25 protein-coding genes are annotated in these 23023 nt (G+C 51.1%); 3 read left to right on the top strand and 22 right to left on the bottom strand.

What is annotated here, in order from left to right:
• Positions 1-195: 195 nt before the first annotated feature.
• From rlmH to EIZ37_RS05685, 3 genes are all read right to left on the bottom strand, one after another.
• On the bottom strand, positions 196-675 hold the full coding sequence (gene rlmH / locus EIZ37_RS05695) for a 23S rRNA (pseudouridine(1915)-N(3))-methyltransferase RlmH (protein WP_134683621.1): 480 nt from the start codon (positions 673-675) through the stop codon (positions 196-198).
• A gap of 1 nt (position 676) precedes the next feature.
• A complete protein-coding gene (locus EIZ37_RS05690; protein WP_134683620.1) occupies positions 677-919 on the bottom strand; it encodes a CxxH/CxxC protein in 243 nt (80 codons plus the stop codon).
• A gap of 127 nt (positions 920-1046) precedes the next feature.
• Positions 1047-2285, bottom strand: a complete 1239-nt coding sequence (locus EIZ37_RS05685; protein WP_134683619.1) for a S1C family serine protease — start codon at positions 2283-2285, stop codon at positions 1047-1049.
• A gap of 225 nt (positions 2286-2510) precedes the next feature.
• Between EIZ37_RS05685 and EIZ37_RS05680 the strand changes: the two genes are divergently transcribed.
• Positions 2511-2825 (top strand): hypothetical protein, encoded by a 315-nt coding sequence (locus EIZ37_RS05680; protein ID WP_134683618.1) that lies wholly within the window; start codon positions 2511-2513, stop codon positions 2823-2825.
• Here EIZ37_RS05680 and EIZ37_RS05675 read toward each other — a convergent pair.
• From EIZ37_RS05675 to EIZ37_RS05650, 6 genes are all read right to left on the bottom strand, one after another.
• Positions 2803-3591 (bottom strand): MBL fold metallo-hydrolase, encoded by a 789-nt coding sequence (locus tag EIZ37_RS05675; RefSeq protein WP_134683617.1) that lies wholly within the window; start codon positions 3589-3591, stop codon positions 2803-2805. The genes EIZ37_RS05680 and EIZ37_RS05675 overlap by 23 nt on opposite strands.
• Positions 3592-3622: 31 nt before the next feature.
• A complete protein-coding gene (locus EIZ37_RS05670) occupies positions 3623-4414 on the bottom strand; it encodes a two-component system regulatory protein YycI (protein ID WP_134683616.1) in 792 nt (263 codons plus the stop codon).
• A complete protein-coding gene (locus EIZ37_RS05665; RefSeq protein WP_134683615.1) occupies positions 4362-5786 on the bottom strand; it encodes a YycH family regulatory protein in 1425 nt (474 codons plus the stop codon). Before EIZ37_RS05665 ends, EIZ37_RS05670 begins: the two co-directional genes overlap by 53 nt.
• Positions 5783-7624, bottom strand: a complete 1842-nt coding sequence (gene walK / locus EIZ37_RS05660; RefSeq protein WP_134683614.1) for a cell wall metabolism sensor histidine kinase WalK — start codon at positions 7622-7624, stop codon at positions 5783-5785. Before walK ends, EIZ37_RS05665 begins: the two co-directional genes overlap by 4 nt.
• A complete protein-coding gene (yycF, locus tag EIZ37_RS05655) occupies positions 7624-8328 on the bottom strand; it encodes a response regulator YycF (protein ID WP_134683613.1) in 705 nt (234 codons plus the stop codon). The genes walK and yycF overlap by 1 nt, the downstream gene beginning before the upstream one ends.
• A 144-nt stretch (positions 8329-8472) precedes the next feature.
• Positions 8473-9972 (bottom strand): peptidoglycan DD-metalloendopeptidase family protein, encoded by a 1500-nt coding sequence (locus tag EIZ37_RS05650; protein WP_134683612.1) that lies wholly within the window; start codon positions 9970-9972, stop codon positions 8473-8475.
• 265 nt (positions 9973-10237) lie between these two features.
• Here EIZ37_RS05650 and EIZ37_RS05645 point away from each other — a divergent pair, with 265 nt between their 5' ends.
• On the top strand, positions 10238-10609 hold the full coding sequence (locus EIZ37_RS05645) for a hypothetical protein (protein ID WP_134683611.1): 372 nt from the start codon (positions 10238-10240) through the stop codon (positions 10607-10609).
• A 63-nt stretch (positions 10610-10672) separates the two neighbouring features.
• Here EIZ37_RS05645 and EIZ37_RS05640 read toward each other — a convergent pair whose 3' ends face one another.
• Entirely contained in the window at positions 10673-10888 is a 216-nt protein-coding gene (locus tag EIZ37_RS05640; RefSeq protein ID WP_134683610.1) for a hypothetical protein, read from the bottom strand.
• Positions 10889-11092: 204 nt separating this feature from the next.
• Here EIZ37_RS05640 and EIZ37_RS05635 point away from each other — a divergent pair, with 204 nt between their 5' ends.
• Complete coding sequence (locus tag EIZ37_RS05635; RefSeq protein WP_134683609.1) at positions 11093-11545, top strand: DinB family protein; 453 nt, start codon at positions 11093-11095, stop codon at positions 11543-11545.
• Between the two features lie 69 nt (positions 11546-11614).
• On the opposite strand, the gene EIZ37_RS05630 is transcribed toward EIZ37_RS05635, so the two are convergent.
• The 12 genes from EIZ37_RS05630 to ychF all read right to left on the bottom strand — a co-directional run bounded on the left by EIZ37_RS05630 (position 11615) and on the right by ychF (position 22948).
• On the bottom strand, positions 11615-12148 hold the full coding sequence (locus tag EIZ37_RS05630) for a DinB family protein (RefSeq protein ID WP_134683830.1): 534 nt from the start codon (positions 12146-12148) through the stop codon (positions 11615-11617).
• Positions 12149-12309: 161 nt separating this feature from the next.
• Positions 12310-13596: an adenylosuccinate synthase gene (locus EIZ37_RS05625; protein ID WP_134683608.1), complete on the bottom strand. Its 1287-nt coding sequence runs from the start codon at positions 13594-13596 to the stop codon at positions 12310-12312.
• Between the two features lie 321 nt (positions 13597-13917).
• The gene (locus tag EIZ37_RS05620; protein ID WP_134683607.1) at positions 13918-14556 is read right to left on the bottom strand and encodes a bifunctional 4-hydroxy-2-oxoglutarate aldolase/2-dehydro-3-deoxy-phosphogluconate aldolase; all 639 of its coding nucleotides are present in this window, start codon (positions 14554-14556) and stop codon (positions 13918-13920) included.
• 55 nt (positions 14557-14611) lie between these two features.
• Positions 14612-15604 carry a 2-dehydro-3-deoxygalactonokinase gene (locus EIZ37_RS05615; RefSeq protein WP_134683606.1) on the bottom strand — a complete coding sequence of 331 codons (993 nt, stop codon included), beginning with the start codon at positions 15602-15604 and terminating at the stop codon, positions 14612-14614.
• 159 nt (positions 15605-15763) lie between these two features.
• Positions 15764-17113 (bottom strand): replicative DNA helicase, encoded by a 1350-nt coding sequence (gene dnaB, locus EIZ37_RS05610; protein ID WP_134683605.1) that lies wholly within the window; start codon positions 17111-17113, stop codon positions 15764-15766.
• Positions 17114-17152: 39 nt separating this feature from the next.
• Positions 17153-17596, bottom strand: coding sequence for a 50S ribosomal protein L9 (gene rplI, locus EIZ37_RS05605; protein ID WP_134683604.1), 444 nt, complete (start codon positions 17594-17596; stop codon positions 17153-17155).
• A gap of 53 nt (positions 17597-17649) precedes the next feature.
• Positions 17650-19590, bottom strand: a complete 1941-nt coding sequence (locus EIZ37_RS05600) for a DHH family phosphoesterase (protein ID WP_134683603.1) — start codon at positions 19588-19590, stop codon at positions 17650-17652.
• A 4-nt stretch (positions 19591-19594) separates the two neighbouring features.
• A complete protein-coding gene (locus EIZ37_RS05595; RefSeq protein WP_134683602.1) occupies positions 19595-20542 on the bottom strand; it encodes a DUF2232 domain-containing protein in 948 nt (315 codons plus the stop codon).
• 106 nt (positions 20543-20648) lie between these two features.
• On the bottom strand, positions 20649-20879 hold the full coding sequence (gene rpsR, locus EIZ37_RS05590; protein ID WP_134683601.1) for a 30S ribosomal protein S18: 231 nt from the start codon (positions 20877-20879) through the stop codon (positions 20649-20651).
• A gap of 50 nt (positions 20880-20929) precedes the next feature.
• Complete coding sequence (locus EIZ37_RS05585; protein ID WP_134683600.1) at positions 20930-21388, bottom strand: single-stranded DNA-binding protein; 459 nt, start codon at positions 21386-21388, stop codon at positions 20930-20932.
• Positions 21389-21417: 29 nt separating this feature from the next.
• Positions 21418-21705, bottom strand: a complete 288-nt coding sequence (gene rpsF, locus EIZ37_RS05580; RefSeq protein ID WP_134683599.1) for a 30S ribosomal protein S6 — start codon at positions 21703-21705, stop codon at positions 21418-21420.
• Between the two features lie 142 nt (positions 21706-21847).
• On the bottom strand, positions 21848-22948 hold the full coding sequence (ychF, locus tag EIZ37_RS05575) for a redox-regulated ATPase YchF (protein WP_134683598.1): 1101 nt from the start codon (positions 22946-22948) through the stop codon (positions 21848-21850).
• Positions 22949-23023 lie beyond the last annotated feature (75 nt).

Here is a 23023-nt window from a genome sequence, read left to right as displayed (position 1 = left end):
GCCAAACCAGCGGAGGGGGCTTTTGCTTTCCACGAGCAAAAACCCCCTTCAAGGTACCTCATCGTTCTGTGACCCCAAAAAGCACGTTGAAGCCCGTTTGCGCCGACTTTTTCGCCGAGCGTAGCCCGTCCCCAACCCATGCCCGGCAAAGTGTCTTTGCAAGCCCGCTGCGGGATTTTCCAAAAAAACTTGCCCTTATTTATGATACGGTTCCCCCCGACTAATCCGAAACGCCCGATAAACCTGCTCCAACAACACCAACCGCACCAGCTGATGCGGAAACGTCATCTTGGAAAACGAAAGCAGCACATCGGCCCGCTTCAACACCGCATCCGCCAGCCCCAAGGACCCGCCAATCACAAACGCGACCTGGCTCTTCCCATGCAAAGCAAGCTTATCCAGCTCGCTGGAAAGCTTCTCCGATGTCCACATCTGCCCCTCAATCGCCAGGGCAATCACAAAATGATCCTGCTTGATCTGCGCCAGGATTCGCTCGCCTTCCTTGCGCTTGACCTGCTCCATCTCTGCGCCGCTCATTTCCTCCGGGGCCTTCTCATCGCTGACCTCGACCAGCTGCAGCTTGCAATACGCCGACAGCCGCTTGCTGTACTCCTCGATCCCTTCCTTCAAATACTTCTCTTTCAACTTCCCTACGCTAATCACCGTAATCTGCATCTTATCCCTGGTTTCCTTTCACATGCAAAAGCACGATCTTGCCTTCCGCTCCGCATACCATGCATGTATCCGTCAGCGCGGCATCCTCCACATCCGCGCGGGCAAACGTATCCGGCGCCACCTCATACTTGTCCACGTACTCGTCCAGCTCCTGCTCGACATGCTCCATGCACACCACGCGGATCCCATGTTCCGGGTAAATATCGTAGTCTTTTCCTTGTATACGCAGCTGTGTTTGATTCATCTTGTACATCGCTCCTATTGTTAACGTATCGAATTCCGTTCGGGTTCAACCAACTCTCCCTTATTTTACCCATGATTTCGAAAAAAAAGAAAGAGGCGCCCGAAAGCACCTCCTTCTCCTCTATTCCTTAGTTCTGCTCTGGCTGGCTTCCCAGCTTCACAGTCGTCTTCTTCATGAATCCATCACGATAGTAGGTCACGTCCACACTGTCGCCGGCTTTCTTGTTCAAGGTGAGGAACTTGCGCAGCTGCGCACCGTTGCTCACATCTTGGCCATCCAGCTTGGTGATGACGTCGTACTGACGCAGACCTGCTTTGCCCGCTGGAGAGAACGGTGCTACCTGGCTCATGACGACGATACCGGATTGCACGTCATTTGGCAGGTTCAGTGTTTCTTTCCAATGGTAGCGCGGCACGTTCACCAAGTCATATGGCTCGATGCCGAGATAAGCGCGTTTCAATGTACCATCTGTTTTCAAGTCATTCACGATCTTTTTCACGTCATTGATCGGCAGAGCGAAGCCCAAGCCCTCTACCCCTTCACGCGCGATCTTCAGCGTATTGATCCCGATGACCTGACCTTGGATATTGACCAAGGCGCCGCCGCTGTTCCCCGGGTTGATCGCCGCATCGGTTTGCAGGACGTCCAGCTCCCAGTCGTTTTGACCGTCTTCATTCACATCGACAGGCATGGAGCGTTCCAGCGAGCTGATGATCCCTTGGGTGACCGTGCGGGAGAATTTCAGTCCAAGCGGGTTCCCGATCGCGATCGCCGGTTCTCCCACTTTCAATTTTGAAGAGTCGCCCAACTCTGCGACGGTGGTGACCTTGGAGCCGTCAATTTCCAATACGGCCAAGTCGGTCAGGCTGTCTGCTCCCAGCACCTTGGCATCTACCTTTTCGCCGGTCGGCAGCACGACTTCGACCTGACTTGCGCCGTCGATCACGTGATTGTTGGTGATGATGTGGGCCTTTCCATTCACTTTTTCAAAAATGACACCGGAGCCTTCGCCGCTTTCCACGGATTGCTGACGCTGGCTGAACCAGTCACCGTTAACACGGCGGATGTTAATCACCCCGACGACCGCTTTTTCCACCTTCTCTACCGCACGCACGGTTGCCGTGTCCACATTCAACGAGATGGGCTGAGCCACGACTGTCGATCCCGCTGCGCTATCGGTCATCGCATTTACGGTGCTTGGCTCCAGCGTATTTACATAGCCGGTCTTGGAGATCGCGGGCATCATCAAAAGAACGACCAATCCCCCGATCACCGCCGAGGTCACCGATGTCAGGATGGTTTTCCCCATGCCTGACTCACGACGTTTTTTTCGCTCCATTTCATACATGTCATCATAAAAACCCATGATTGCTCTCTCCTTTCTTTCATTCCTATGTTTACAGCTTTTGTGGCTGAATATACTTGGCCTTGTGTAAGCCTTACACGTATTAGTATACGAATCGCTTTCGGCAAAGTAGCGTGAGAAATATGGAAAGATTGTGGAATGACCCGCATTTCTCAAGCATAAGGATAGGAAAAAAAGGGAAATCTAACATATACGACTCTCTTAACCATGAAAGGGCTGATAGAGATGACCAACAGGCGCTCCGTGATGGATGAAGTGAATCTGATCGCCAAGATGGCCGACCTGCAGGAAACGGATTACCAAAACACCGTGCTTCTCCACGCCATGATCGAGCTCTTTATCCAAAAAGGATTGTTCACGAAGGACGAGCTGTTGCAGCAGGCGCAGACCATCGATAAGCAGCTTGGCCGCCAGATCCAGCCCTTCGACCTCTATACCATCACCCAAAAGGATTTGCCGCGCAAAGATGGACATGCCGCTTCAGGCGGACATTCTCAGGATGCGGCGGTCGAACCGACTATAGCTCCTCCAATCTCGTAGGACGATGCGGAAATGTCTCCCGCAAATGAACATCTTGTCCGACAGAAAGGCCTCTTTCCTCCAGAATATTCTTTACGGTCAGCTTGGCTAACTCCATCATGTTGTTCTCTTTGCTCAAGTGGGCCAGAAAGACCCGCTCGCCTTGTCCCCGCAGAAAATCGCCCAGGGCCTCACCTGCCGCTTCATTGGACAAGTGTCCGACATCGCTCAGAATCCGGCGCTTGATGCTCCACGGATATTGGGACATCCGCAGCATTTCCACGTCATGATTGGATTCAAACACATACGCATCCGCACCCTGGATGGTCTCGACGATCTTGCTGCTGACATAGCCCAGATCGGTAGCCACGCTCAGTTTTTTCTTGCCGTGATAAAAGCAAAAGCCCATCGGCTCCGCTGCGTCATGGGAAATCCCGAACGACTCGACGCCAAGGTCTTCGAATTCCCGGCGTTCGCCCACTTCAAACGTCTGCCGCTGCTCTTCCTTGATCGTGCCGATCTGCCCATCCAGCTCGTTCCATGTCTTGAGATTGGCATAGATCGGAATGTTATAACGACGAGCCATGACGCCGATTCCTTTGATATGGTCCACATGCTCGTGGGTCACCAGGATGCCTTTCAGCTCAGACGGCTTCACGCCGATTTCCTCGAGAGCAGCCTCTGCCTGTTTGCCGGTGATCCCCACATCGATCAAGAGCGACGTATGATCCGTGCCTACGTAGATCGCATTGCCGGTACTGCCGCTCGCCAATACGCTAAATCTCATGCTGCATCCCCTTTTTCTCAAAAGCTGTAATCTATTGCACTACCTTTCTCGCATCGAGAGGCAGTTCGAGCGCACCTGTAAAGCCGTTGATATAATCGATTTTTCCGTCATGGATCACACGCCAGACGGGTGCGAGCACCTGTATGTCCGCATCATAATGATAACCGAAATAACCAAGCGTGACGCTCTCAATTTTTTCTCCTGGCTTGATCACTTCTTTTTCTACCAGAGAACGAAGTCCGGTATACGCTGATATGACCTGACGTCCCGAGCCTTGGCTGCGGATATGGAAATAAGTCTGGCTGTACCCCGTTACCAGATTGTCCCGCAGGAAAATATCCAGTGGCGCATTGAAGATCGGGTATTTTCCGTGCAGCTGCCAGTAACGGATGCTCTGCTGGCTAGCCAGATATGGATCGGCGCGATACTGGTCCACATACAGCAACTGATCGCCAAGCAGGCGGAGCAGATCTTCACGCTCGATTTTTTTATCGATCGGTACCGGCCGGTTGAGCTTTGCCGTGATCGCCGAACGATCATTTTCCACGGTGATATGCAGCCCCTGCAGCTCTTGCAAGGCCAGGATATGAAAGCCATAGTTCTCTACATTCACGTATTTCATTTCCGGGGTCTCCTGCGGCACGTCTGCCATCAGGCTGATCCGCTGCTGGCGCAAATACAGCTCAATGTCCCACTTGCTGCCCTGCACCGCCTCGGCATCCAGCCACTGCTCCGATCGGGAGGCATACACCTGATAGCCCAAAAACAGGTCAAGGAACAGAAACGCCCAGATTAGAATTGTTTTTGTTTTGCTCCAATCCACTCCATTCCCCTCCCTTTTGCAAGGATGGCATCGTGATCACATGGCTTTTTTGATCCAGCGTTTCCACGACCCATGCAGGCGTCAGCTCTACATAGCCTTGATGAACCTGGACGGCATAAGCCAGATACGCATTTTGCACCTGATTGGTGTCCACGATGCGGTTGTTGCGCAGATGCTCAAACAGCTCCGGTCCGGACATGACCGTCCATTCCCGGTTATCGATATATTTGTCCAGATCAATCAAGGAGCGGTTGATCGACACGACCTGTCCCTGCTCCGCTACGATCCTGATCGTATCCAGCTTTTGCGCGGTCTGGCTGATCAATGGATACGGCCCGACAAATTGACGGAAGGTAATCACATCCGTACCCGATTCATTTTCCACGATGCTTTCGAAATGAAAAATGTCGGTCCAGCCAAGATGCTTGTTGACGAAGCTGATGGCTTCCCGCACCTTTTCCTCGCTGGTCAGCTCTTTTGTCCCTTGCTGAAAGGCAGGATCGGTATAGGTAATGTACTGCGTATCCGGCTGCAGCTGAATCGAGCGGCTCCCGTCCGTAAAGATCACCGTCTTGTCCCGCTCCACGATGCGTCGGACCAGATTGCGATCCAAAAAGTAAGCATCCATCAGCTGATCCTCGGTGACGGGGAGATAGTTATACAGATATTTTTGCATCTTCCACGGATTTTTCGGCAAATAATAGATCTGCCAATACGGGAGGCGCAAGTAGCTGACATTCACATCCGTCGTCGTCTTGACGATCTTCATGATCTGCTCCGGCATCGGGTTGCCCAAGGGAAGATACGTCTCCAGCAGCTCTTTTGGGCTGACCACCGTACGAGCCCGGTAGATCAGTTTGTCCTGCTTGGACATAAACAGCGCATAGACAATGTTCTCATCCTCTTGATAGTAGAGCCAGACTCGATCGATCGCTTTCAGCTGCTCATTGACTTCGCCGTTGATCATGAACAGCTGATTGATGACGCTGAGGGGAACCTCATCGCGAAATTGTATTTCCAGCCCTTTGTAATCGCGGGTCAAAGCCGTCCACTTTTCTTCGGTAAGCGGATAGTACGTCAGGTTGTTAAAATACCATTTCTCCATATCTTCCTGGATGTTGCGAAATTGCCCATACCCGCTGTTGGCATAAATCCGCGTATGGCGATCCTCTCCATAATGAAAGATGATCGACTCCGGCGTTACCAGCTCCTCCAGCTGCCGGGTCTGCACCGGCTTGGACTCCACGTACTCGACCTGTTCAATGAACTGGAATTGCGGCTGATAGCTCCACAGGATCGAGGTCAGGAAGAAGCTGAGCAAAATGAGCAAGGAAAGAAGCAAGGTCTTTGATGTCTCTAACCAATTGCTCATGCGACTTCTCCTCCTTTCGCATACGGAAGCCAAAAGGTAACCGTCGTTCCTTCGTTCCATTCGCTGACGATATCGATATCAGCCCCATGCGACTTGACCAGCTCGCGGGCGATGGCCAGACCGAGTCCCGTCCCGCCCTTTTCACGTGAACGTGCTTTATCCACCCGATAGAAACGCTCGAAAATCCGTTTTTGATCACGGCTGGGAATCCCGATCCCGGTATCGCTGACGCTGATGTAGACGCGCCCTTTCCGCTCGTTTTTCCGGGCGCTCAACGTGACAGAGCCGCCGCTTGGCGTGTATTTGATCGCATTGGACAACAGATTGTCCAATACCTGTGTGATTGCATCCTGATCGGCGAGCACTTGCGGAATGGACGGTTCCATATCCAGCGTGAAGAGAATGCCATTTTGCTCGCCCATGAGGGAAAAGCGGTCCGCAGCGTAATGCAGCACTGCGCCCACATCCATGCTTTTGCGATGAAGCTGCACACCCTGGGAATCAAAGCGTGACAGCTGCAAAAGATCGTTGACCAGCCGTATCATGCGCTCGGTCTCGCTCATCGTCACGTGCAAAAAGCGCTGCGACAGTTCCTTGTCCTCGACCGCACCATCGATGAGCGCCTCCACGTAGCTTTTGATCGTCGTCAGCGGCGTACGCAGCTCATGGGAGACATTCGCGACAAATTCACGGCGCTGCTGCTCCAGCCTGACGTGCTCCGTCACATCCTGCAATACAGCAATGATCCCGCCCTTTTTCCCGCTGTCCTGCTTCAGCTCCGTAAAGGTGACCCGCAGCATGACGAGTTCCCGATTGGCCAGCATCATCTCGATCATGAGCGGCTTGGCCTCTCCCTCTTCAAACAGCGGCATTTCCTCTTCGGGCGGCAGCTTCAGCAGATCGTAAAGGGTTTTGCCCTGGGCGACTACATCCACCATCTTGATTTGCAGCATTTCTTCTGCCGAGCGATTCAGCAGGATGATGTGACCGTCACGGCTGGTCGCGATCACCCCGTCGCTCATATTGCTCAAGATCCCGGCCAGCTTTTCCCGCTCTTCCTCTTGCAGCAGGATGGCTTCCCGCAAGCGCTCGGTCATATGGTTGAACGCCATGCCGAGCTGGCCGATCTCATCATCGTCGTTGATTTTCACACTGCGGTTGAAATCGCCGTCCGCTACCGCCTGTGCCTGTCTCGTCATCGCTTTCACCGGGATGGTAATCGTTCGGGCCAGCACGACCCCCAGCCCTGCTGTAAACAACAGGGCGATCCCCGTACCTGTCGCGAGAATGTTGGTAATCTTGCGGATCGTCGTATACACTTCCTCCATCGGCGCCATCATGTAGACAGCCCCGTACACGATGTTATCCCCTTTGACCGGCACGGCCAGCACCTTTACCCGATTGCCCGTCTTGGGGTCGATGCGCAGCGATTCGTTTCGCGTCCCCAGCAAGGCAATCGTCACTTCGGGCTGAGCCGTCCGTTGCCCGATGACGGACTTTTCGTTTTCCGTGGTGCTGATGACATATCCATTTTGATCGACGACCTGGATTTTCGCTCCGTTGGGCACGACCAAGTTGCTGATCAAATACGAGATACCCTCGCGCATCTCGTCGTCCGAAGCTTCTTTTCCGTCCCGCTGCAGGGCTAGATTGCGCTCCAGGTGGATGGACAGCAGGGTCGCCTGCGAATTCAAGCTTTCCGTAAACGTGTTGGTATAGTAGCTCTCCACTTCCCGCGAAAAGTAGGCCGCAATAAACTGCATCGCGATCAGGATCAGCAGCATGTACATGACGACCAGTTTCCACTGGACGGTCTTGAAAAAACGTGCCCGAAACATCAGACACTTCCTCCTTGCCCCGGATTGCGCAAGGCATACCCGAGTCCACGGCGCGTAATGATGTATTTCGGATCGCTGGGATCATCCTCGATCTTTTCCCGCAACCTGCGGACCGTCACATCAACCGTGCGAGCATCGCCAAAATAGTCAAATCCCCACACCGCCTGCAGCAAATGCTCGCGCGTCAATACCTGTCCCTGGTGCCGCGTCAAATAGACGAGCAGCTCAAACTCCCGGTGCGTCAGATCGAGACCTTCTCCCTGCTTCAACACCGTATAGGATTGCAAATCGATCTCCAATTCATGGACCCGCAGCAGATGCTCGTTCTGTGCTTCGTTTCTCGGCTTCTGCCTGCGCAGCTGAGCGCGCACACGGGCAATCAGCTCACGTGCACTGTATGGCTTCGTCACATAATCGTCGGCTCCCAGCTCGAGCCCAAGCACCTTATCCACCTCGGAATCCTTCGCGGTCAGCATGATAATGGGCACGTCAATGGTCTGCCTGACAATCCGGCATACCTCCATGCCGTCCTTTCCAGGGAGCATCACGTCGAGCAAAATCAGATCGGGCTTTTCCTGCTTGACCAGCTCGATCGCCTCTTCCCCATCGTAAGCGCATATGACTTGGTGCCCTTCTTTTTCAAAGGTAAATTTCAATATATCTGCGATTGGTCTTTCGTCATCCACGACCAACAGTTTCGCCATCACGCTCACCTTCCTTCCTGATACATTTCCACTCTACCAACCGATTTCCTGCCGCCTAATTTACCCAGCGCCACCTACGGCACAATAAAGAACAGGCCCTCCCTAATAGATAAGGAAAGGCCTGTGATTGTATGATTCATTTTCTTATCGGGAAAGGTAGCGCATTGGGTTTTGCGGCGATCCGTTGCGGAGCACCTCGAAATGGAGGTGGACGCCGGTGGAATCACCTGTGGAACCCATGACCCCGATGGCTTTGCCCTGTGCGACCACATCGCCAACGTTTACCTTGATGGATCTCATATGGCCGTACAACGTCTGCATGCCGTTGCCATGGTCGATGATGACGCAATTCCCGTAATCGCCATTCCAGCCTGCGGAAACGACTCGACCGTTATCCGCAGCTTTGACCGAACCGGATCCGGCGATGTCGATCCCTTTATGCATTCTGCCCCAACGCTGGCCAAAACCGCTGCTGATATAGCCGCTTGCCGGCCAAGAGAAACGGCCTGTCCCGCGAGAAGGGATGACTTTAGTGCCGCGTTCCACGATTTGCGCGACTGGCTGTTCCAATACTTCTTGCTTCAATACTTTTCGTTCGGATACTTGTCCATTTTCTTTCACGACTTCATATTGGACAAGCTTCTTGCCTTCCTGCCCATTTTGGACGACTTTCGTTTCGCCCTTTGGCAGCTTGTCGTTATTGCGAGTCTGTACGACATAAGGAATTTCTTCCTCACGCTCTACCTGTTCCACGACCTGCACCGTTACCAGCGGACGTATCGCGGTCACATTCAACTGCTGATCGAGCTGCAGAACTGTATCTTCCGTAACGCCAGGGTTGTTGGCATAAATATCTTTTTGACGAATTCCGTATTTTTGGGCAATGCCAGAGATCGTATCTCCCTCCACTACGGTATGCGTCACCTGTTTGAATGTGCCTTTGCTGAGCAGCTCCTCAAGCTTGTCCTCTGACAGCACTTGTGCTGCCGGAACCGTATCGCTCTCCAATTTCACGTCCTCTTTGAATCGGACTTGCTTTAACTCATCGGATTTCGATACGGGAACCGATGCTGCTGCTACTGCTTGTTTCTTTCCTGCATCGAGAGGGATTCCTGCATATTTTGCTTTGAGCTTGGCCATGACGGCATCTGCAGTCTGCTTATCAGGTGCGTAGCCGACGACCTCGCCATTCACGACGATTTTGGTCGCTTCGACTTTGAGATTGGCTACATCGGAAAGGGCTGCGATGGCTGCTTCGTTATCGTAAGCACCTTTATACACGCGTTCTTCCTGAAACGTGATGTAGTCAGTGATTTTCAACGTCATGCCGGATTTCGCCTTTTCAGCTTCCAGCTTGGTGCTTGCCCAATTATGTATGACTTCCGGACTATTTACGACACCAATCTCTTTTCCGTTCACCACCACGTGATAAATCGGAATGATGTTGCTCTCATAGTAGTATTCGGCGTATGCCGTGACCGATGTCAACATCACTGCCGCACCGGCAACAATCGCTGTCTGTTTTTTATGTTCACGGACAAAATTGTATGTACGATTTGAAATCGTCTTGATCGTATTGCTGCTGCGCTGGACCAGCGGCTTGATGCGTTGCTGGAGCCAGTCTTTCCAATCGGCGAATTGCATTGTCCTGTCCCTCCTGAAAAAGTTACGAAAACCACCCTTTTTTCAGTACCTGCAGAATGTTTCGAATTTTGGTACTTTCTACCTCTAACTCTATCAACATTTTTCCCAGCAATCTGCCAAATTGCCTAGTAAAACCAACTATGTCGACTTTACCATAGAAAAGGCAATAGCATCAAGTGTAAATTGCCGTCGAATAAGATAAATCGGCAAGTGTCATAATATGGTCATGGAATTGGCAGATTTTATATGTCGAGGAGGGGCTCTTTTGAAGGAACGCAATATCCTTGCTGGATTTCGCTCGATGGATGATGCAAATAAAGCAGCGCAGCAACTGAAACAGGCAGGTTTTCAAACGGTTCAGGTCGACAATGTCGGACAGTATCCGGGAGAAGGTGTGCCCGCTTACATGAACCCGATTACGGGAAGAATTCCTTCCTTGGGAGATCTGACGCAAGGGGCCGATTTCCCAACCGGGCGCGATGCGAGCGTCATGGCGGCCGCTGATCCTGCGGCGAGCGGCATGGCTGACAAGGGTGATGATCCCGTTCGCCCTACTATCCTGCTAACCGCTGTTGTGCCGGAAAACCGCGGCGATGAGGCCGTGAATATCATTCGTTCTTGCAACGGAGATGTCTAATCGTTTTAAAATAGGCCACCTTTCCTTTTTGCTTGGGGAAAGGTGGCTTTTTTCGTTCACTCATCAGCGGGCTACCTCAATCATGGACGTGATGTCTTTCAAGGCAAGACGGCGGATAGTTGTTTTTTCTTCCTGATTGGGGGTCTTTAAATTGGTCACAAAGCATATATATCCTTTGTTGCAGTGTGACATGGTGCCCGAAATAATCAAGCCGTTGTACATTTTCACTTCTACCTTTTTGCCGAGCAACTTCAACGCTTTTTGATCAAAACCCATCATGATGTCGCCACCTCATTTTCATTGGTATGGGATACCATATGCCCAGAAGGTGCCGATTGGTGACTGTCCTCCTGCAAGATTTTTTTAGAGCCTGTTTCTTTGGCTGGCTGATTCAGAAAAACCAATGTGTCCCATCAATAACTCCGATTGGATCATCGGCCCTCCCCCGTGTTATGTTTTTGGAAAAAGCGGGAGGGTCTTTACATGCTTGAAGCTGCTTCGCGTTTAACCGTACTGCTGCAGACGATACCCCACCAATTTTCCGGATTTACCGAGGAGGAGCTCGCTTTTCGAAGCGCTTCCCATAAATGGTCGAAAAAAGAAATACTCGGGCATTTATGTGATTCTGCGATCAATAATCTGAGCCGTTTTGTCCGCGCGCAAACAGATATTCAGCCCTTTCCCGTAACCAGTTATGCGCAAAACGAATGGGTGGCGATCCAAGCGTATCACGATGCTCCCAGCGAAGACATTCTCGAGCTGTGGGTCTCTCTCAACAAGTCGATTGTACGAGTGATCTCTGCCCTTTCCGAGGAAAAAGGCCAACGACCTTGTATTCTCAGCAACGGGGATCAAGTCATGCTTCACTGGCTCATCAACGACTATGTCGACCATATGGAGCATCATCTAAAGCAAATCTTTCCTGACCGCATCTAGCATGTAAAAAAAAGGCTCTCCGCTAGTCAATCTGCTGACTTTCGGAGAGCCTTTCCATTTTCCTTTGCTTTAGGAATGAGACACCGTTTCATCCACTTTCGATTCACCTTGATACCAGAACAGCGCATACTCCGTCATGATCGAGGCATGACCCATTTGCCGCAGCATGGCTGAGACATTGCCCCGATGGTATGTACCGTGGTTCACGACCTGCAAGACGATTTCTGACAGACGGGTATCCCTTTTCCCTGCATACGGATTGTCCAGCATGATGGCCTGCTCCAAGTCTTCCTGTTGTCCCAGGAAAGCTTGAAACCGTTCCGCCAATCGGCTGTACATCGCTTCCAGCTCTTCAAGGCTCTTCGCCCCCAGCTCTTTCTCCTTCGGCAGCATATACCCCAATGCCTCACTCATGCTTTTGCCTGTTAAGATATCCATCCACACGGAGTCCGTCATGTAAATATGCGCCATCGCGGCTGAGATGGTGGGAAAGATGCTTTGAACCTCCTGGGTGTAGATTTCTCGCGGCAGCTCTTTTAACCGGTCAAACATCCGTTGGTTCGCCCATACGTGAAACTGATACATGGTAACTGGATGGTTCATCATTCATCGTCCCCTTTGCTTATCAACTGTTAGACTCATTATAAGAAAAGGAATATGACAACTGTCTGTCAGTGTTTCCACAGCATTTCTAATTTTTGTGCGCATAAGAAAAAAGCTTACCCCACCTATGGATGAAGGTGAGATAAGCTTGATGGTTGCTGTTATGCGTAAATGCCGCGAACGACATTGGTTTGTTCACGATCCGGACCTACGGAGAAGATCGACAGCGGAATGCCGGTAAGCTGTGTGATTCTCTCGATGTAGTGGCGTGCATTTTCCGGCAGATCATTGATGTTGCGCACGCCTGTGATATCCTCGGACCAGCCCGGAAGCTCTTCGTATACAGGCTCGCACTTCGCCAGGATATTCAGGTTCGCAGGGAATTCTTCGATGATCTCCCCGTTGTATTTGTAAGCGGTGCAGATGCGCAGTTTTTCCAGACCGGACAATGTATCCAGCTTGGTGATTGCCAAACCGGTCAGACCGCTCACGCGACGAGCATGACGGACAACCACACTGTCAAACCAGCCGATGCGGCGTGGGCGACCTGTCGTGGTTCCATATTCAGCGCCAACTTCACGGATATGATTGCCGATTTCATCGTGCAATTCAGTTGGGAATGGACCGTCACCGACACGAGTGGTGTACGCTTTTGCTACCCCGATGACTTGATGGATCTTGGTTGGACCTACACCGGAACCGATTGTCACACCGCCCGCAATCGGGTTGGAGGAGGTGACATATGGATAGGTACCTTGGTCAATGTCCAGCAGCACGCCTTGCGCGCCTTCGAACAATACGCGGCTGCCGCGGTCAATCGCATCATTCAATACGACAGACGTATCTGCCACATACGGACGGATGATTTCAGCCAAAGCGAGGTATTCATCAAGAATTTCCTTCAATTCAAACCCGGTTGTATCGTACATTTTTTCAAACAAACGGTTTTTCTCCGCCAGGTTGCGAGCCAGTTTTTTCTCGAATTCCTCTGGGTCGAGCAAGTCGGCAATGCGAATACCGATGCGGGCAGCTTTATCCATGTAAGCAGGCCCGATGCCCTTGCCTGTCGTACCAATCTTATTGGCACCTTTGCTTTCTTCTTCTACCACGTCCAGCTTGATGTGGTACGGCATGATTACGTGTGCGCGATTGCTCACCTTCAAATTTTTCGTGGAGACGCCGAAACCATGCAGATACTCAAGCTCTTTGACGAATGCTTTCGGGTCTACAACCATTCCGTTTCCGACCACGCATACTTTGTCCTTATAAAAAATCCCTGATGGAATCAAATGCAGCTTGTATTTGTTGCCATCAAATATGATCGTATGTCCTGCGTTATTACCGCCTTGATAACGAGCTACCACTTCGGCACTTTCTGCCAGATAATCCGTAATTTTACCTTTACCTTCATCGCCCCATTGGGTTCCGACGACAACTACAGTTGACATCGAAAAACACCTCCTGATTCTAGTCATTTCCATTCCGGGCACGAAACAATCTCATTTTACTAAACACCGCTTGACCTGTCAAACAAAAAGCGAACGTTCGTAAATGTAAGTAAATTATTTGTTCGGAAAATGTCAGGACTTTCTCACAATAAGGAAAACTCCAATAGAAGGCCTCTCGAAGAAGTTGTCTTAGTCCTTCTTCAGAGGGAGTTTTCATGCTGTACCAGTTGGATAAATCAAGGAGTTAAAATTTTCCGACCCAAAGAAAAAAACCTGAAATTCCGATTTTTCGTCATTTCAGGATCCATCCTTGTTATCTCTTTACTTTGCATGAAACTTTTCAATAAACATCCGGGCTCGTTCAGTCAAGGCAGAAAAGTTTCTTGCCGCAATCGCCTCTTTAAGGACCAGCTCTCCCCCCACCCCTACGGCAAATGCGCCCGCTTGTGCGAATTCCTGGATATTGTCCAGATTGATGCCTCCCACCGGAATGATGTCCAGATGGTTGAGCGGTCCGAAAACTTCTCTCAGATAACGGCTGCCCAATGCGCCTGCCGGGAACAGCTTCACCAAATCCACCCCCAGGCGATGGGCCTGAAGCATCTCTGATGGTGTGGCAACTCCGGGTATCATGAGTTTTTTCTTCTCATGCACGAGCTGTACCACATCCGGGTTAAGATCAGGAGCCAAGGCAAAGATTGCGCCCGCATCGATGACCAGCTGTGCCATCACGGGGTTGATCACGGTTCCCGCGCCAATGCACATCCTGTCCCCCATCGCGGTGGCCAATGTCTCGATGCTTGTCAGGTATCCAGGTGTATTGCAGGTGACTTCGATTACCCGGATACCGCCTTCATAAAGAGCTTCCGCGATCTTGATGGCCTCTTGCGGCTTTGTGCCTCTCACGATCGCGATGACACCGGTCTCCTTGATCGCGTGAATGACCTTCCATTTGTCCAAGGTAAGCCCTCCCCTGTTTTTGCTGATGATCCTGTCCTTTTCCGTCACGCTTTCTTTACCAGATGCCCCGCTCCCTGGCGATCGCAAGTACCCCATAACCGGAGAGGGCTTGATGCTCATCATCCATGTCCGTCAACGGACCCGTGAAGTATTCATCGTGTTTTATCAGTGCTGCCAACCCGCGCCTCAGCATTTTCTTCCCGCATACGACCATGGGCGTATCACGGTTTACCTGCAGCGCATGGCTGTTTTTAACGGCCAGTATGTCGGTTGCAAGCACAGCCCCCAGCAGAAAGTTAGCCTTTTGATTGATTGTCGCATCCGTAAACATATCCAGCATTCGCAGGGTAAAGCAAGTGCGTCCCAGGCCGACTGTTTCCGCGTAATGGGCACCCTTTACCAGAAACGGTTCGTCTACCTCCTCGGCAAAGTCATGCTGTAGCGAGCTTGCCAAAATGGTCTGCTTTGTAATGACATCCAGTAATTCTCCCGAAATGGTGGTCACGCAACCCGTAATCCGACTGTGCGGGTCAATGCGGATGAACTTGGAGTGCGAGCCTGGCAGGATGATGATGGCCGGTCCTTTCAGCTGGAGCTTTTCCATTACCCCGACCGTTTCTGCCTCTTCACCCCGCATCACATCCATTTCCTCGGCGTAATCCAGCGTGATTTCCGGGACATTGTTTTTCACACCCGGCACAAACCAGATCGGTCGATCGATCACCTCGGGAACCTCCATCCTGACCATGCCTCGAGCAAGCTCCCTTTTGCCGGCAGGTGCGACGAGATGCGGAATTTCACAAAGGCCGACATTGGATGTGATCATGCCAGATGCGAAAAAGGTCACCTGACTCCGATCCTCGATCCCAGCTGCTTGCAGTGCCACTTCTATCGCGGCTTTCACTCCCTGCGTCAGCTTTTCTTTGTTCCCGCTGATTGCGGTATCTCTTACCCCTACTGGCTGAAACGCTTCCCCGATGACTTGTTCGTCTTTCCACACATACACACGCGTATTTGTCGTTCCTGTATCGATTGTAACCGCATACATTTTTGCTGCCCCCTTTCCTGCCCGCTCGATCCAACAATCGTCAAATTACCATTATTCTATTTTTTAATTCGGGCTTTCACCCACATCCCCTTTCCTATGCATCCATAAAAAAAGAAGTGATGATCGATAACCTCATCACTTCTTGTAAACAGCTCATCCTCACCCTGCCTGATCACGGAATCGCGGGTCAAGGCTGACGAATTTATTGAATTCTTTGAGGAACGCCAGCTCTACCGTACCGGTCGGGCCGTTACGCTGCTTGGCGATAATGACCTCAATCACGTTTTTGTTCTCGGTCTGCTTGTCATAGTAATCGTCACGGTACAAGAACGCCACGATATCGGCGTCCTGCTCGATCGAACCGGACTCACGGATGTCAGACATCATCGGGCGTTTATCTTGACGCTGCTCTACCGAACGACTTAACTGTGACAAAGCGATAACCGGCACATTCAGCTCACGGGCAATCCCTTTGAGCGTCCGGGAAATTTCCGATACTTCCTGCTGACGGTTGTCTCCCTTGCCTCGACCATGAATCAGCTGCAGGTAGTCGATCAGGATCATGCCCAAGCCGCGCTCCGCCTGCAAGCGTCTGCACTTCGCCCGAATATCCTGAACGGTTACACCCGGGGAATCGTCGATATAGATTGGCGCTTTGGCCAGCGTCCCGATAGCCATCGTGAGCTTTTGCCAATCGTCTTCCTCCAGCCAACCTGACCTCATCTTGGAGGCATCCAGATTGCCTTCCGCGCAAATCATACGCTGTACGAGCTGGGACGCCGACATCTCCAAGGAGAAAATCGCAACAGTCTCACCTGCGCGGGCAGCCACATTTTGCGCCACATTCAAGGCGAAGGCCGTTTTCCCTACAGAGGGACGGGCGGCCAAGATGATCAGGTCGCTTCGTTGAAAGCCTGCTGTCATTTTATCGAGATCCACATAGCCAGATGGAATCCCGGTTACATCCCCGCGTCGTTGGCTGAGGAATTCAATCCGTTCATACGTTTCCAAGAGCGCATCGCGGATCGGCGTAAAACCACCGCTGTTGCGGTTTTGCGCGATCTCCATGATGTACTTCTCGGCATCGGCGATGATTTCACCGACTTCATCCTCGCGGGAGTAGCCATCATTGGCGATCTTGGTCGCGGTCAAAATCAACCGCCGCAAAAGCGATTTTTCCTCCACGATACGTGCATAGTACTCTACGTTCGCAGCAGTCGGCACCGACCCTGCCAATGCGGTCAGATAAGGTACCCCGCCGACTTCATCCAGCAGCTTGTGGTCTTGCAGCTCGGCAGTGACGGTGACGAGATCCACCGGTTCCCCTTTTTCATACAAGTCCAGCATGGTCTGGAAAATGCGTTGGTGCGCCGTCTTATAGAAGTCCTCCGGCCGCAGGATTTCCATGGCCGTGATGAGAGCTTCCTTCGACAGGAACACCGCACCGATCACTGATTGCTCCGCCTCGTTGTTTTGCGGTGGCACTCGGTCCAAAAACAGGTCGCTCACGTCACATCCCTCTTATCCTATCCTGGTTTAATCGCAAAATTATTCTTCTACGACGTGTACCTTCAAGGTAGCTGTTACATCTGGGTGTAGCTTGACTTTCACTTGTGTAACGCCAAGCGCGCGAATCGCTTCCATATCGAGCTTCCGCTTGTCCAGCTTCACTTTATGCTGCTCCTCCAAGGCTTGGATCACTTGCTTGCTGGAGATGGCGCCAAACAGTCGACCGCCTTCTCCTGCTTTTCCTTTTATCTTAACGGTCATTTCATTCATTTTGACAGCCAATTGTTGGGCTTCAATTTTTTCCTGTTCCTTGCGTTTTTCTTCGCTGCGCTGTTTCGCTTCCAGATCGCGAACATTTCCTTCGGTTGCTTCACGCACGAGACCTTTTGGAATCAGGAAATTGCGCACATAGCCTTCAGACAGGTCTTTGATTTCACCTTTTTTTCCCTGACCTTTTACATCCTTCAAAAAGATGACTCTCATCACAAACTCCTCCTTCAAACTGGCTCTCGTCTTGCAAACCGGCAATCCTTTGTTTACAGGGTTGCATCAATCGCTTCTTTGAGACGACGAACCGCTTCTTTCAGCGACACATGCTCCATCTGGGTGGCGGCCCCTGTCAGGTGTCCGCCACCGCCCAGCTGCTCCATGATCGCCTGTACGTTGATATCACCGAGGGAACGGGCGCTGATGAGCACGGCATCATCGTGGCGTCTGGCAACCACGAAAGAGGCTTGAATGCCGGACAAAGTCAACAGCACATCGGCTGCCTGGGCCGCTTGAACCTGCGTGTAGTCCTCTCGCAGATCGCCCGTCGCAATGGCCATTTTGTCCAGGTATACCTCGGTATTCATAATCAAGCGGGCGCGCTTGACGTATTGACTCAAATCTTCCTTTAAGAAGCGCTGCACCGTAGACGTATCGGCACCATTTCTGCGCAAGAACGATGCCGCTTCAAAGGTGCGCGAGCCTGTACGGAAAGCGAAGCTCTTGGTATCGACCACGATCCCCGCTAGCAGTGCTGTCGCAATCAAGCTGTCCAAATGAATCCGATCGCTCTGATACTGCAGAAGCTCGGTCACCAGCTCAGCTGTCGAAGACGCGTACGGCTCCAAGTATATCAGTACAGGATCCTCGATGAATTCCTCAGAACGGCGATGATGATCGATCACTACGATCCGGCTGGTTTCTTCCAAGAGTCTTGGCTCAATGACCAGAGACGGTCGATGCGTATCCACAATGACTAACAGCGTGCGTCCGGAAATCAGTCGGCTCGCTTGCTCCGGGGTAATAAAGGACTCGGCTAATTCCGGCTGTGCGTAAACTTCTTTCATCAAACGCTCAATCGACGGATTCACTTCATCAAGCACAATATAGCCCGTCTTGTTATGCACCTGCACCGCTTTCAATACCCCAAGCGAGGCACCGATCGAATCCATGTCGGCCTGCTTGTGTCCCATGACGATCACATGCTCGGCTTCGTGAATCAAATCGCGCAGCGCATGCGCGATGACACGAGCCCGGACACGGGTGCGTTTTTCCACCGCATTGGATTTGCCGCCAAAGAAGGTCAGCTTGTTGCCGACTTTCACGGCGGCCTGGTCGCCACCGCGGCCCAAGGCAATATCCAGGCTGGATTGCGCATATTGACCCAGCTCGATGTAAGAAGGGACACCTGCCCCGACACCTATGCTGAGCGTAACGGGGATCTTGTTGTCCGCAGTCATTTCCCTCACGACGTCGAGAATGTCAAAGCGGGTCTCTTCCAATTTCTCCAACGTTAAACGGTCCATCAAGGCAAGAAACTTGTCTGAACTCACTCTGCGCAGGTAAATTCCATGCTTGTTGGCCCAATCGTTGATCACCCCAGCGACGCTTGTCGAGAGGAGCGTCCGGCTCTGCTCATCCATCACTTGGCCCACTTCATCCATGTTATCCAGATGGATGACAGCGAGCACAGGTTTTTCCTGCTGATAGCGTACAGAGAGCTCTTTAAAAATAGTGATATCTGTAAAGTAAAGCAAGCGCTCTTCTGGACGGACGAGCACTTCGTAAACGCGTTCATTATAAGTAAACTCAAGCTTCTTCTGCTCTGGTTTGATCACGAGTCCAGGCAAGACATCGGAAAGGTTTTTGCCGATCAGCATTTCCTCTCCCGTCATGGATTGCATGAACGGATTGGTCCACTCAATCGCCTTTTCCTCATTAAACAGCAAGATTCCGATCGGCATTTCTTGAATGACGCCTTCTCCTGCCTTTTTGACGCGATGACTGACTGTCGATAAATACAGGCGAAGATCACGTTGAAACCCTTTTTCGGCTTGCAATACGTACAGAACCAGGCCGACCAAGCATACGATCCCAATCGCTCCATACATCCAGTGATACAATGTCAAAATTGCCAGCAGCAACAGGCTAAAGCTGAGAGCCAGGACCGTGTGCAGTCCGTACCATCGCTTCAACAGAAACTTGGGCATTTCCTCAGCCCCTCTTCACTCTTGTTTCCAATCTCTTACGCAACCCTAATCCTAGATCAAAAATGCCTAGTAAGCTAAGTATATAAGTTAAGCCAGGAAAAATAAATAGAGATACAATAAGCACCGGAGCAGGTATTTTCCATTTCTTTAAATGGATCCCAAACATACAGAAGGATAAGCCTTGGACTAAAAAAATAACCTCGAGCATCACCTTCAAATTCTCCAATGCATTTCCCCAAAAGGTATGCTTCATATCCTCTCCTGATAACAGCAAGATGATCAAGGACAAGAAATAATACACCAACAAGGACCGGGGAAAATTCCATTCACGCAGCGGAGGCAAGGCTGGTATAGGCCGCCGAAAAATTTTACCGCCCAAGCGCGTGGCTGCATGGATCAGCCCACCGATGATCATGCTCATAAGTATCAGAAAGGTTGGGAGAATGGTCCGAATCATGTCAAACTGCATCTCCACCTGTTTTTTCCAATCGTCGGGACTCATCACGCCAGGAAGCAGCATGTCCTTCGTTCCATTAATGATCTCTTCTTTGGTCCGATCCAATTCTGCCATCAAATTGAAGTTCATGACGAAGTGAAGGACGAAGAGGAAAAAAACAAAGGTCAAAAAGTTGACTCCGGCTCCGCCCGCAACAGCGGCCACTGCATGCTTTTTACGGCCATAAAGAGTTGCCATGACTAGCCCGGTCAGTGCACTCTGCAGCGCAAGCACAGCTCCCATGGGACCATCCAACAAAAATCCGATGAGCGCAAAAAGGATCGTTACTACCGATTTTTCACGAAATGCTAGTTGGGTTCCCAATAACGCAAACGGCACGGCTATCAAGAAAAACCCGATCACACCAAAGATCGTATGTGTGCCCAGATAGTACAGGAGGGAAGCTGTTCCCAGCATCCATGCACTGTCGGTCCATTGTTTTTTCCGAGTAGACATGAATGGCTGCTCCTCTCAAGATCTCATAGTAAGTATATGTAGGCTTGTCTATGGATAGTGAAAAAGAGGGTCACATATAAGTGCCCCTCTTTATCTGTTTTGTTTCTTATTCAGCCGTGTAAGGCAGCAGTGCGACTTGACGAGAGCGTTTGATCGCGATCGTCAAAGCACGTTGATACTTCGCGGAAGTACCAGTTACACGACGTGGTAAAATTTTGCCGCGCTCACTAATAAACTTTTTCAGAAGATCGACATCTTTATAGTCAATTTTTTTGATTTTGTTTACTGTGAAGAAGCATACTTTACGACGCTTATTTGGACGTCCTTTGCGTGACATTGAGAGTCCCTCCTTCTTCTAAAAGTTTCACATACTTGAAAACTTCCTCATTAGAACGGCAAGTCATCATCGGAAATGTTGATTGGCTTGCCTGCGTCGGCAAAAGGATCACCAAACGGATCATTGTCATTTCCGCGACTAGGCTTGGATCCGCCACCGAAACCAGGATCAAATCCGGTTCCGCCTTCGCCTGCCCGTGCACCCAGGAATTGGACGTTTTCAGCCACAACTTCTGTTACATAAACCTTTTTACCTTCTTTATTGTCGTAGGATCGCGTCTGCAAGCGTCCTTCTACGGCAGCTTGTCTGCCCTTACGCAGATAAGTCGCGCACAAGTCAGCCAGCTTTTGCCAAGCCACGACGTTAATGAAGTCAGCTTCCCGCTCGCCCGCCTGATTGGTACGTGGACGATTGATCGCCAGTGTAAAAGTAGTAACAGCAGTGCCACTCGGCGTGTAACGAAGCTCTGGATCTTTTGTCAGGTTGCCGATGAGAATGACACGATTCATCTTTGGTCCCCCTCTGCCCGCGACGACAATTACTTATCTTCTCTTACGAACAAGAAGCGAATTACGTCGTCATTAATTTTCATGAGTCGCTCAGCTTCTGCTACTGCATCAGCGTTTGCTTTAAAGTTCATCAGTACGTAGAAACCTTCACGGAACTTGTTGATCTCATACGCAAGACGACGTTTACCCATCTCTTGAAGTTTGGTGATTTCTCCACCAAAGCTAGTCACAACATCGCTGTAACGAGCAACGTTTGCTTTCACTTTCTCTTCTTCAAGGTCTGGACGCATCACGTACATAACTTCGTATTGACGCATACCTATTTCACCTCCTTATGGACTAAACGGCCCTTATTGGGCAAGGAGCGAGTGCTAATTGAAAGGCTTGATAGATGCACCCTACAAAATACTCGCATTTTTGTATTATAACAAATTAGGCATCTGGTAGCAAGGAAGACTTCTAGACATTGAACCGGAAATGCATGACATCTCCGTCATTTACTACATAGTCTTTTCCTTCCAGGCGGTACTTCCCTTTTTCACGCGCCGCATTGACAGATCCCGCTTCCACCAGATCATCGTAGGCGACCACTTCCGCGCGGATAAAGCCGCGTTCGAAGTCGGTATGGATCACACCTGCTGCTTGTGGTGCTTTCAATCCTTTGCGAATCGTCCAAGCACGCACTTCCTGCACCCCAGCTGTAAAGTAGGTAATCAAGCCAAGCAGGCTGTATGCCGCACGGATCAGACGGTCGAGACCGGATTCCTGGAGGCCCAGCTCTTCGAGGAACATCGCCTTGTCTTCGCCTTCCAGCTCCGCGATCTCCGCTTCTACCTTCGCGCTGATGACAACCACTTGGGCTCCTTCTTCCGCTGCGTGCTTGCGGACAGCTTGCACATGCGGATTCTCATCTGCATCGTGAATGCCATCTTCCGCTACGTTGCACACATACAGCATCGGCTTGATGGTCAACAGATGCAAATCGCGAATCACTTTCCGCTCCTCATCGTCCAGTTCAACGCTGCGAGCAGATTGCCCCTCTTCGAATGCAGCTTTCAAACGCTCCAGTACATCCAGCTCTTGCTTGGCTTCCTTATCGCCCGCTTTTACCTTGCGGCCGATCCGCTCGATACGGCGCTCGACGGAGTCCAGATCGGCAAAGATCAGCTCCAGATTGATCGTCTCAATATCGCTCAACGGATCCACTTTTCCCGCTACGTGAGTGATGTTTTCATCCTCGAAGCAGCGAACCACGTGGGCAATCGCGTCTACCTCACGGATGTGGCCAAGGAACTGGTTGCCCAATCCTTCTCCACGGGAAGCTCCTTTTACCAGACCGGCGATGTCTACAAATTCGAATGCGGTCGGTACCACTTTATTCGGTACCACAATCTCGGTCAGCTTGACCAGTCGCTCGTCCGGAACTTCCACGATGCCCACATTGGGATCGATCGTGCAAAACGGGTAGTTGGCAGATTCCGCTCCTGCCTGTGTAATGGCGTTAAAAAGGGTTGACTTTCCTACGTTAGGCAAACCGACGATGCCACAGGATGCTCCCATCTATATACACTCCTTGCATGATTAATCTTGTATGCCGAAATCACAACATCTTTACTAGTATATAGATTTGCCGTA

The sequence above is a fragment of the Brevibacillus migulae genome, from assembly GCF_004521915.1.
GTDB lineage: Bacteria > Bacillota > Bacilli > Brevibacillales > Brevibacillaceae > Brevibacillus_F > Brevibacillus_F migulae.
This window is presented reverse-complemented; position numbering and strand designations above follow the sequence as displayed.

Excerpts from the sequence above, each read along its gene's own strand:
- rlmH (WP_134683621.1), bottom strand. The coding sequence starts at position 675 with ATGCAGATTACGGTGATTAGCGTAGGGAAGTTGAAAGAGAAGTATTTG.
- EIZ37_RS05690 (WP_134683620.1), bottom strand. The coding sequence starts at position 919 with ATGAATCAAACACAGCTGCGTATACAAGGAAAAGACTACGATATTTAC.
- EIZ37_RS05685 (WP_134683619.1), bottom strand. The coding sequence starts at position 2,285 with ATGGGTTTTTATGATGACATGTATGAAATGGAGCGAAAAAAACGTCGT.
- EIZ37_RS05680 (WP_134683618.1), top strand. The coding sequence starts at position 2,511 with ATGACCAACAGGCGCTCCGTGATGGATGAAGTGAATCTGATCGCCAAG.
- EIZ37_RS05675 (WP_134683617.1), bottom strand. The coding sequence starts at position 3,591 with ATGAGATTTAGCGTATTGGCGAGCGGCAGTACCGGCAATGCGATCTAC.
- EIZ37_RS05665 (WP_134683615.1), bottom strand. The coding sequence starts at position 5,786 with ATGAGCAATTGGTTAGAGACATCAAAGACCTTGCTTCTTTCCTTGCTC.
- walK (WP_134683614.1), bottom strand. The coding sequence starts at position 7,624 with ATGTTTCGGGCACGTTTTTTCAAGACCGTCCAGTGGAAACTGGTCGTC.
- yycF (WP_134683613.1), bottom strand. The coding sequence starts at position 8,328 with ATGGCGAAACTGTTGGTCGTGGATGACGAAAGACCAATCGCAGATATA.
- EIZ37_RS05650 (WP_134683612.1), bottom strand. The coding sequence starts at position 9,972 with ATGCAATTCGCCGATTGGAAAGACTGGCTCCAGCAACGCATCAAGCCG.
- EIZ37_RS05640 (WP_134683610.1), bottom strand. The coding sequence starts at position 10,888 with ATGATGGGTTTTGATCAAAAAGCGTTGAAGTTGCTCGGCAAAAAGGTA.
- EIZ37_RS05635 (WP_134683609.1), top strand. The coding sequence starts at position 11,093 with ATGCTTGAAGCTGCTTCGCGTTTAACCGTACTGCTGCAGACGATACCC.
- EIZ37_RS05630 (WP_134683830.1), bottom strand. The coding sequence starts at position 12,148 with ATGAACCATCCAGTTACCATGTATCAGTTTCACGTATGGGCGAACCAA.
- EIZ37_RS05625 (WP_134683608.1), bottom strand. The coding sequence starts at position 13,596 with ATGTCAACTGTAGTTGTCGTCGGAACCCAATGGGGCGATGAAGGTAAA.
- EIZ37_RS05615 (WP_134683606.1), bottom strand. The coding sequence starts at position 15,604 with ATGTATGCGGTTACAATCGATACAGGAACGACAAATACGCGTGTGTAT.
- rplI (WP_134683604.1), bottom strand. The coding sequence starts at position 17,596 with ATGAGAGTCATCTTTTTGAAGGATGTAAAAGGTCAGGGAAAAAAAGGT.
- EIZ37_RS05600 (WP_134683603.1), bottom strand. The coding sequence starts at position 19,590 with ATGCCCAAGTTTCTGTTGAAGCGATGGTACGGACTGCACACGGTCCTG.
- EIZ37_RS05595 (WP_134683602.1), bottom strand. The coding sequence starts at position 20,542 with ATGTCTACTCGGAAAAAACAATGGACCGACAGTGCATGGATGCTGGGA.
- rpsR (WP_134683601.1), bottom strand. The coding sequence starts at position 20,879 with ATGTCACGCAAAGGACGTCCAAATAAGCGTCGTAAAGTATGCTTCTTC.
- EIZ37_RS05585 (WP_134683600.1), bottom strand. The coding sequence starts at position 21,388 with ATGAATCGTGTCATTCTCATCGGCAACCTGACAAAAGATCCAGAGCTT.
- rpsF (WP_134683599.1), bottom strand. The coding sequence starts at position 21,705 with ATGCGTCAATACGAAGTTATGTACGTGATGCGTCCAGACCTTGAAGAA.
- ychF (WP_134683598.1), bottom strand. The coding sequence starts at position 22,948 with ATGGGAGCATCCTGTGGCATCGTCGGTTTGCCTAACGTAGGAAAGTCA.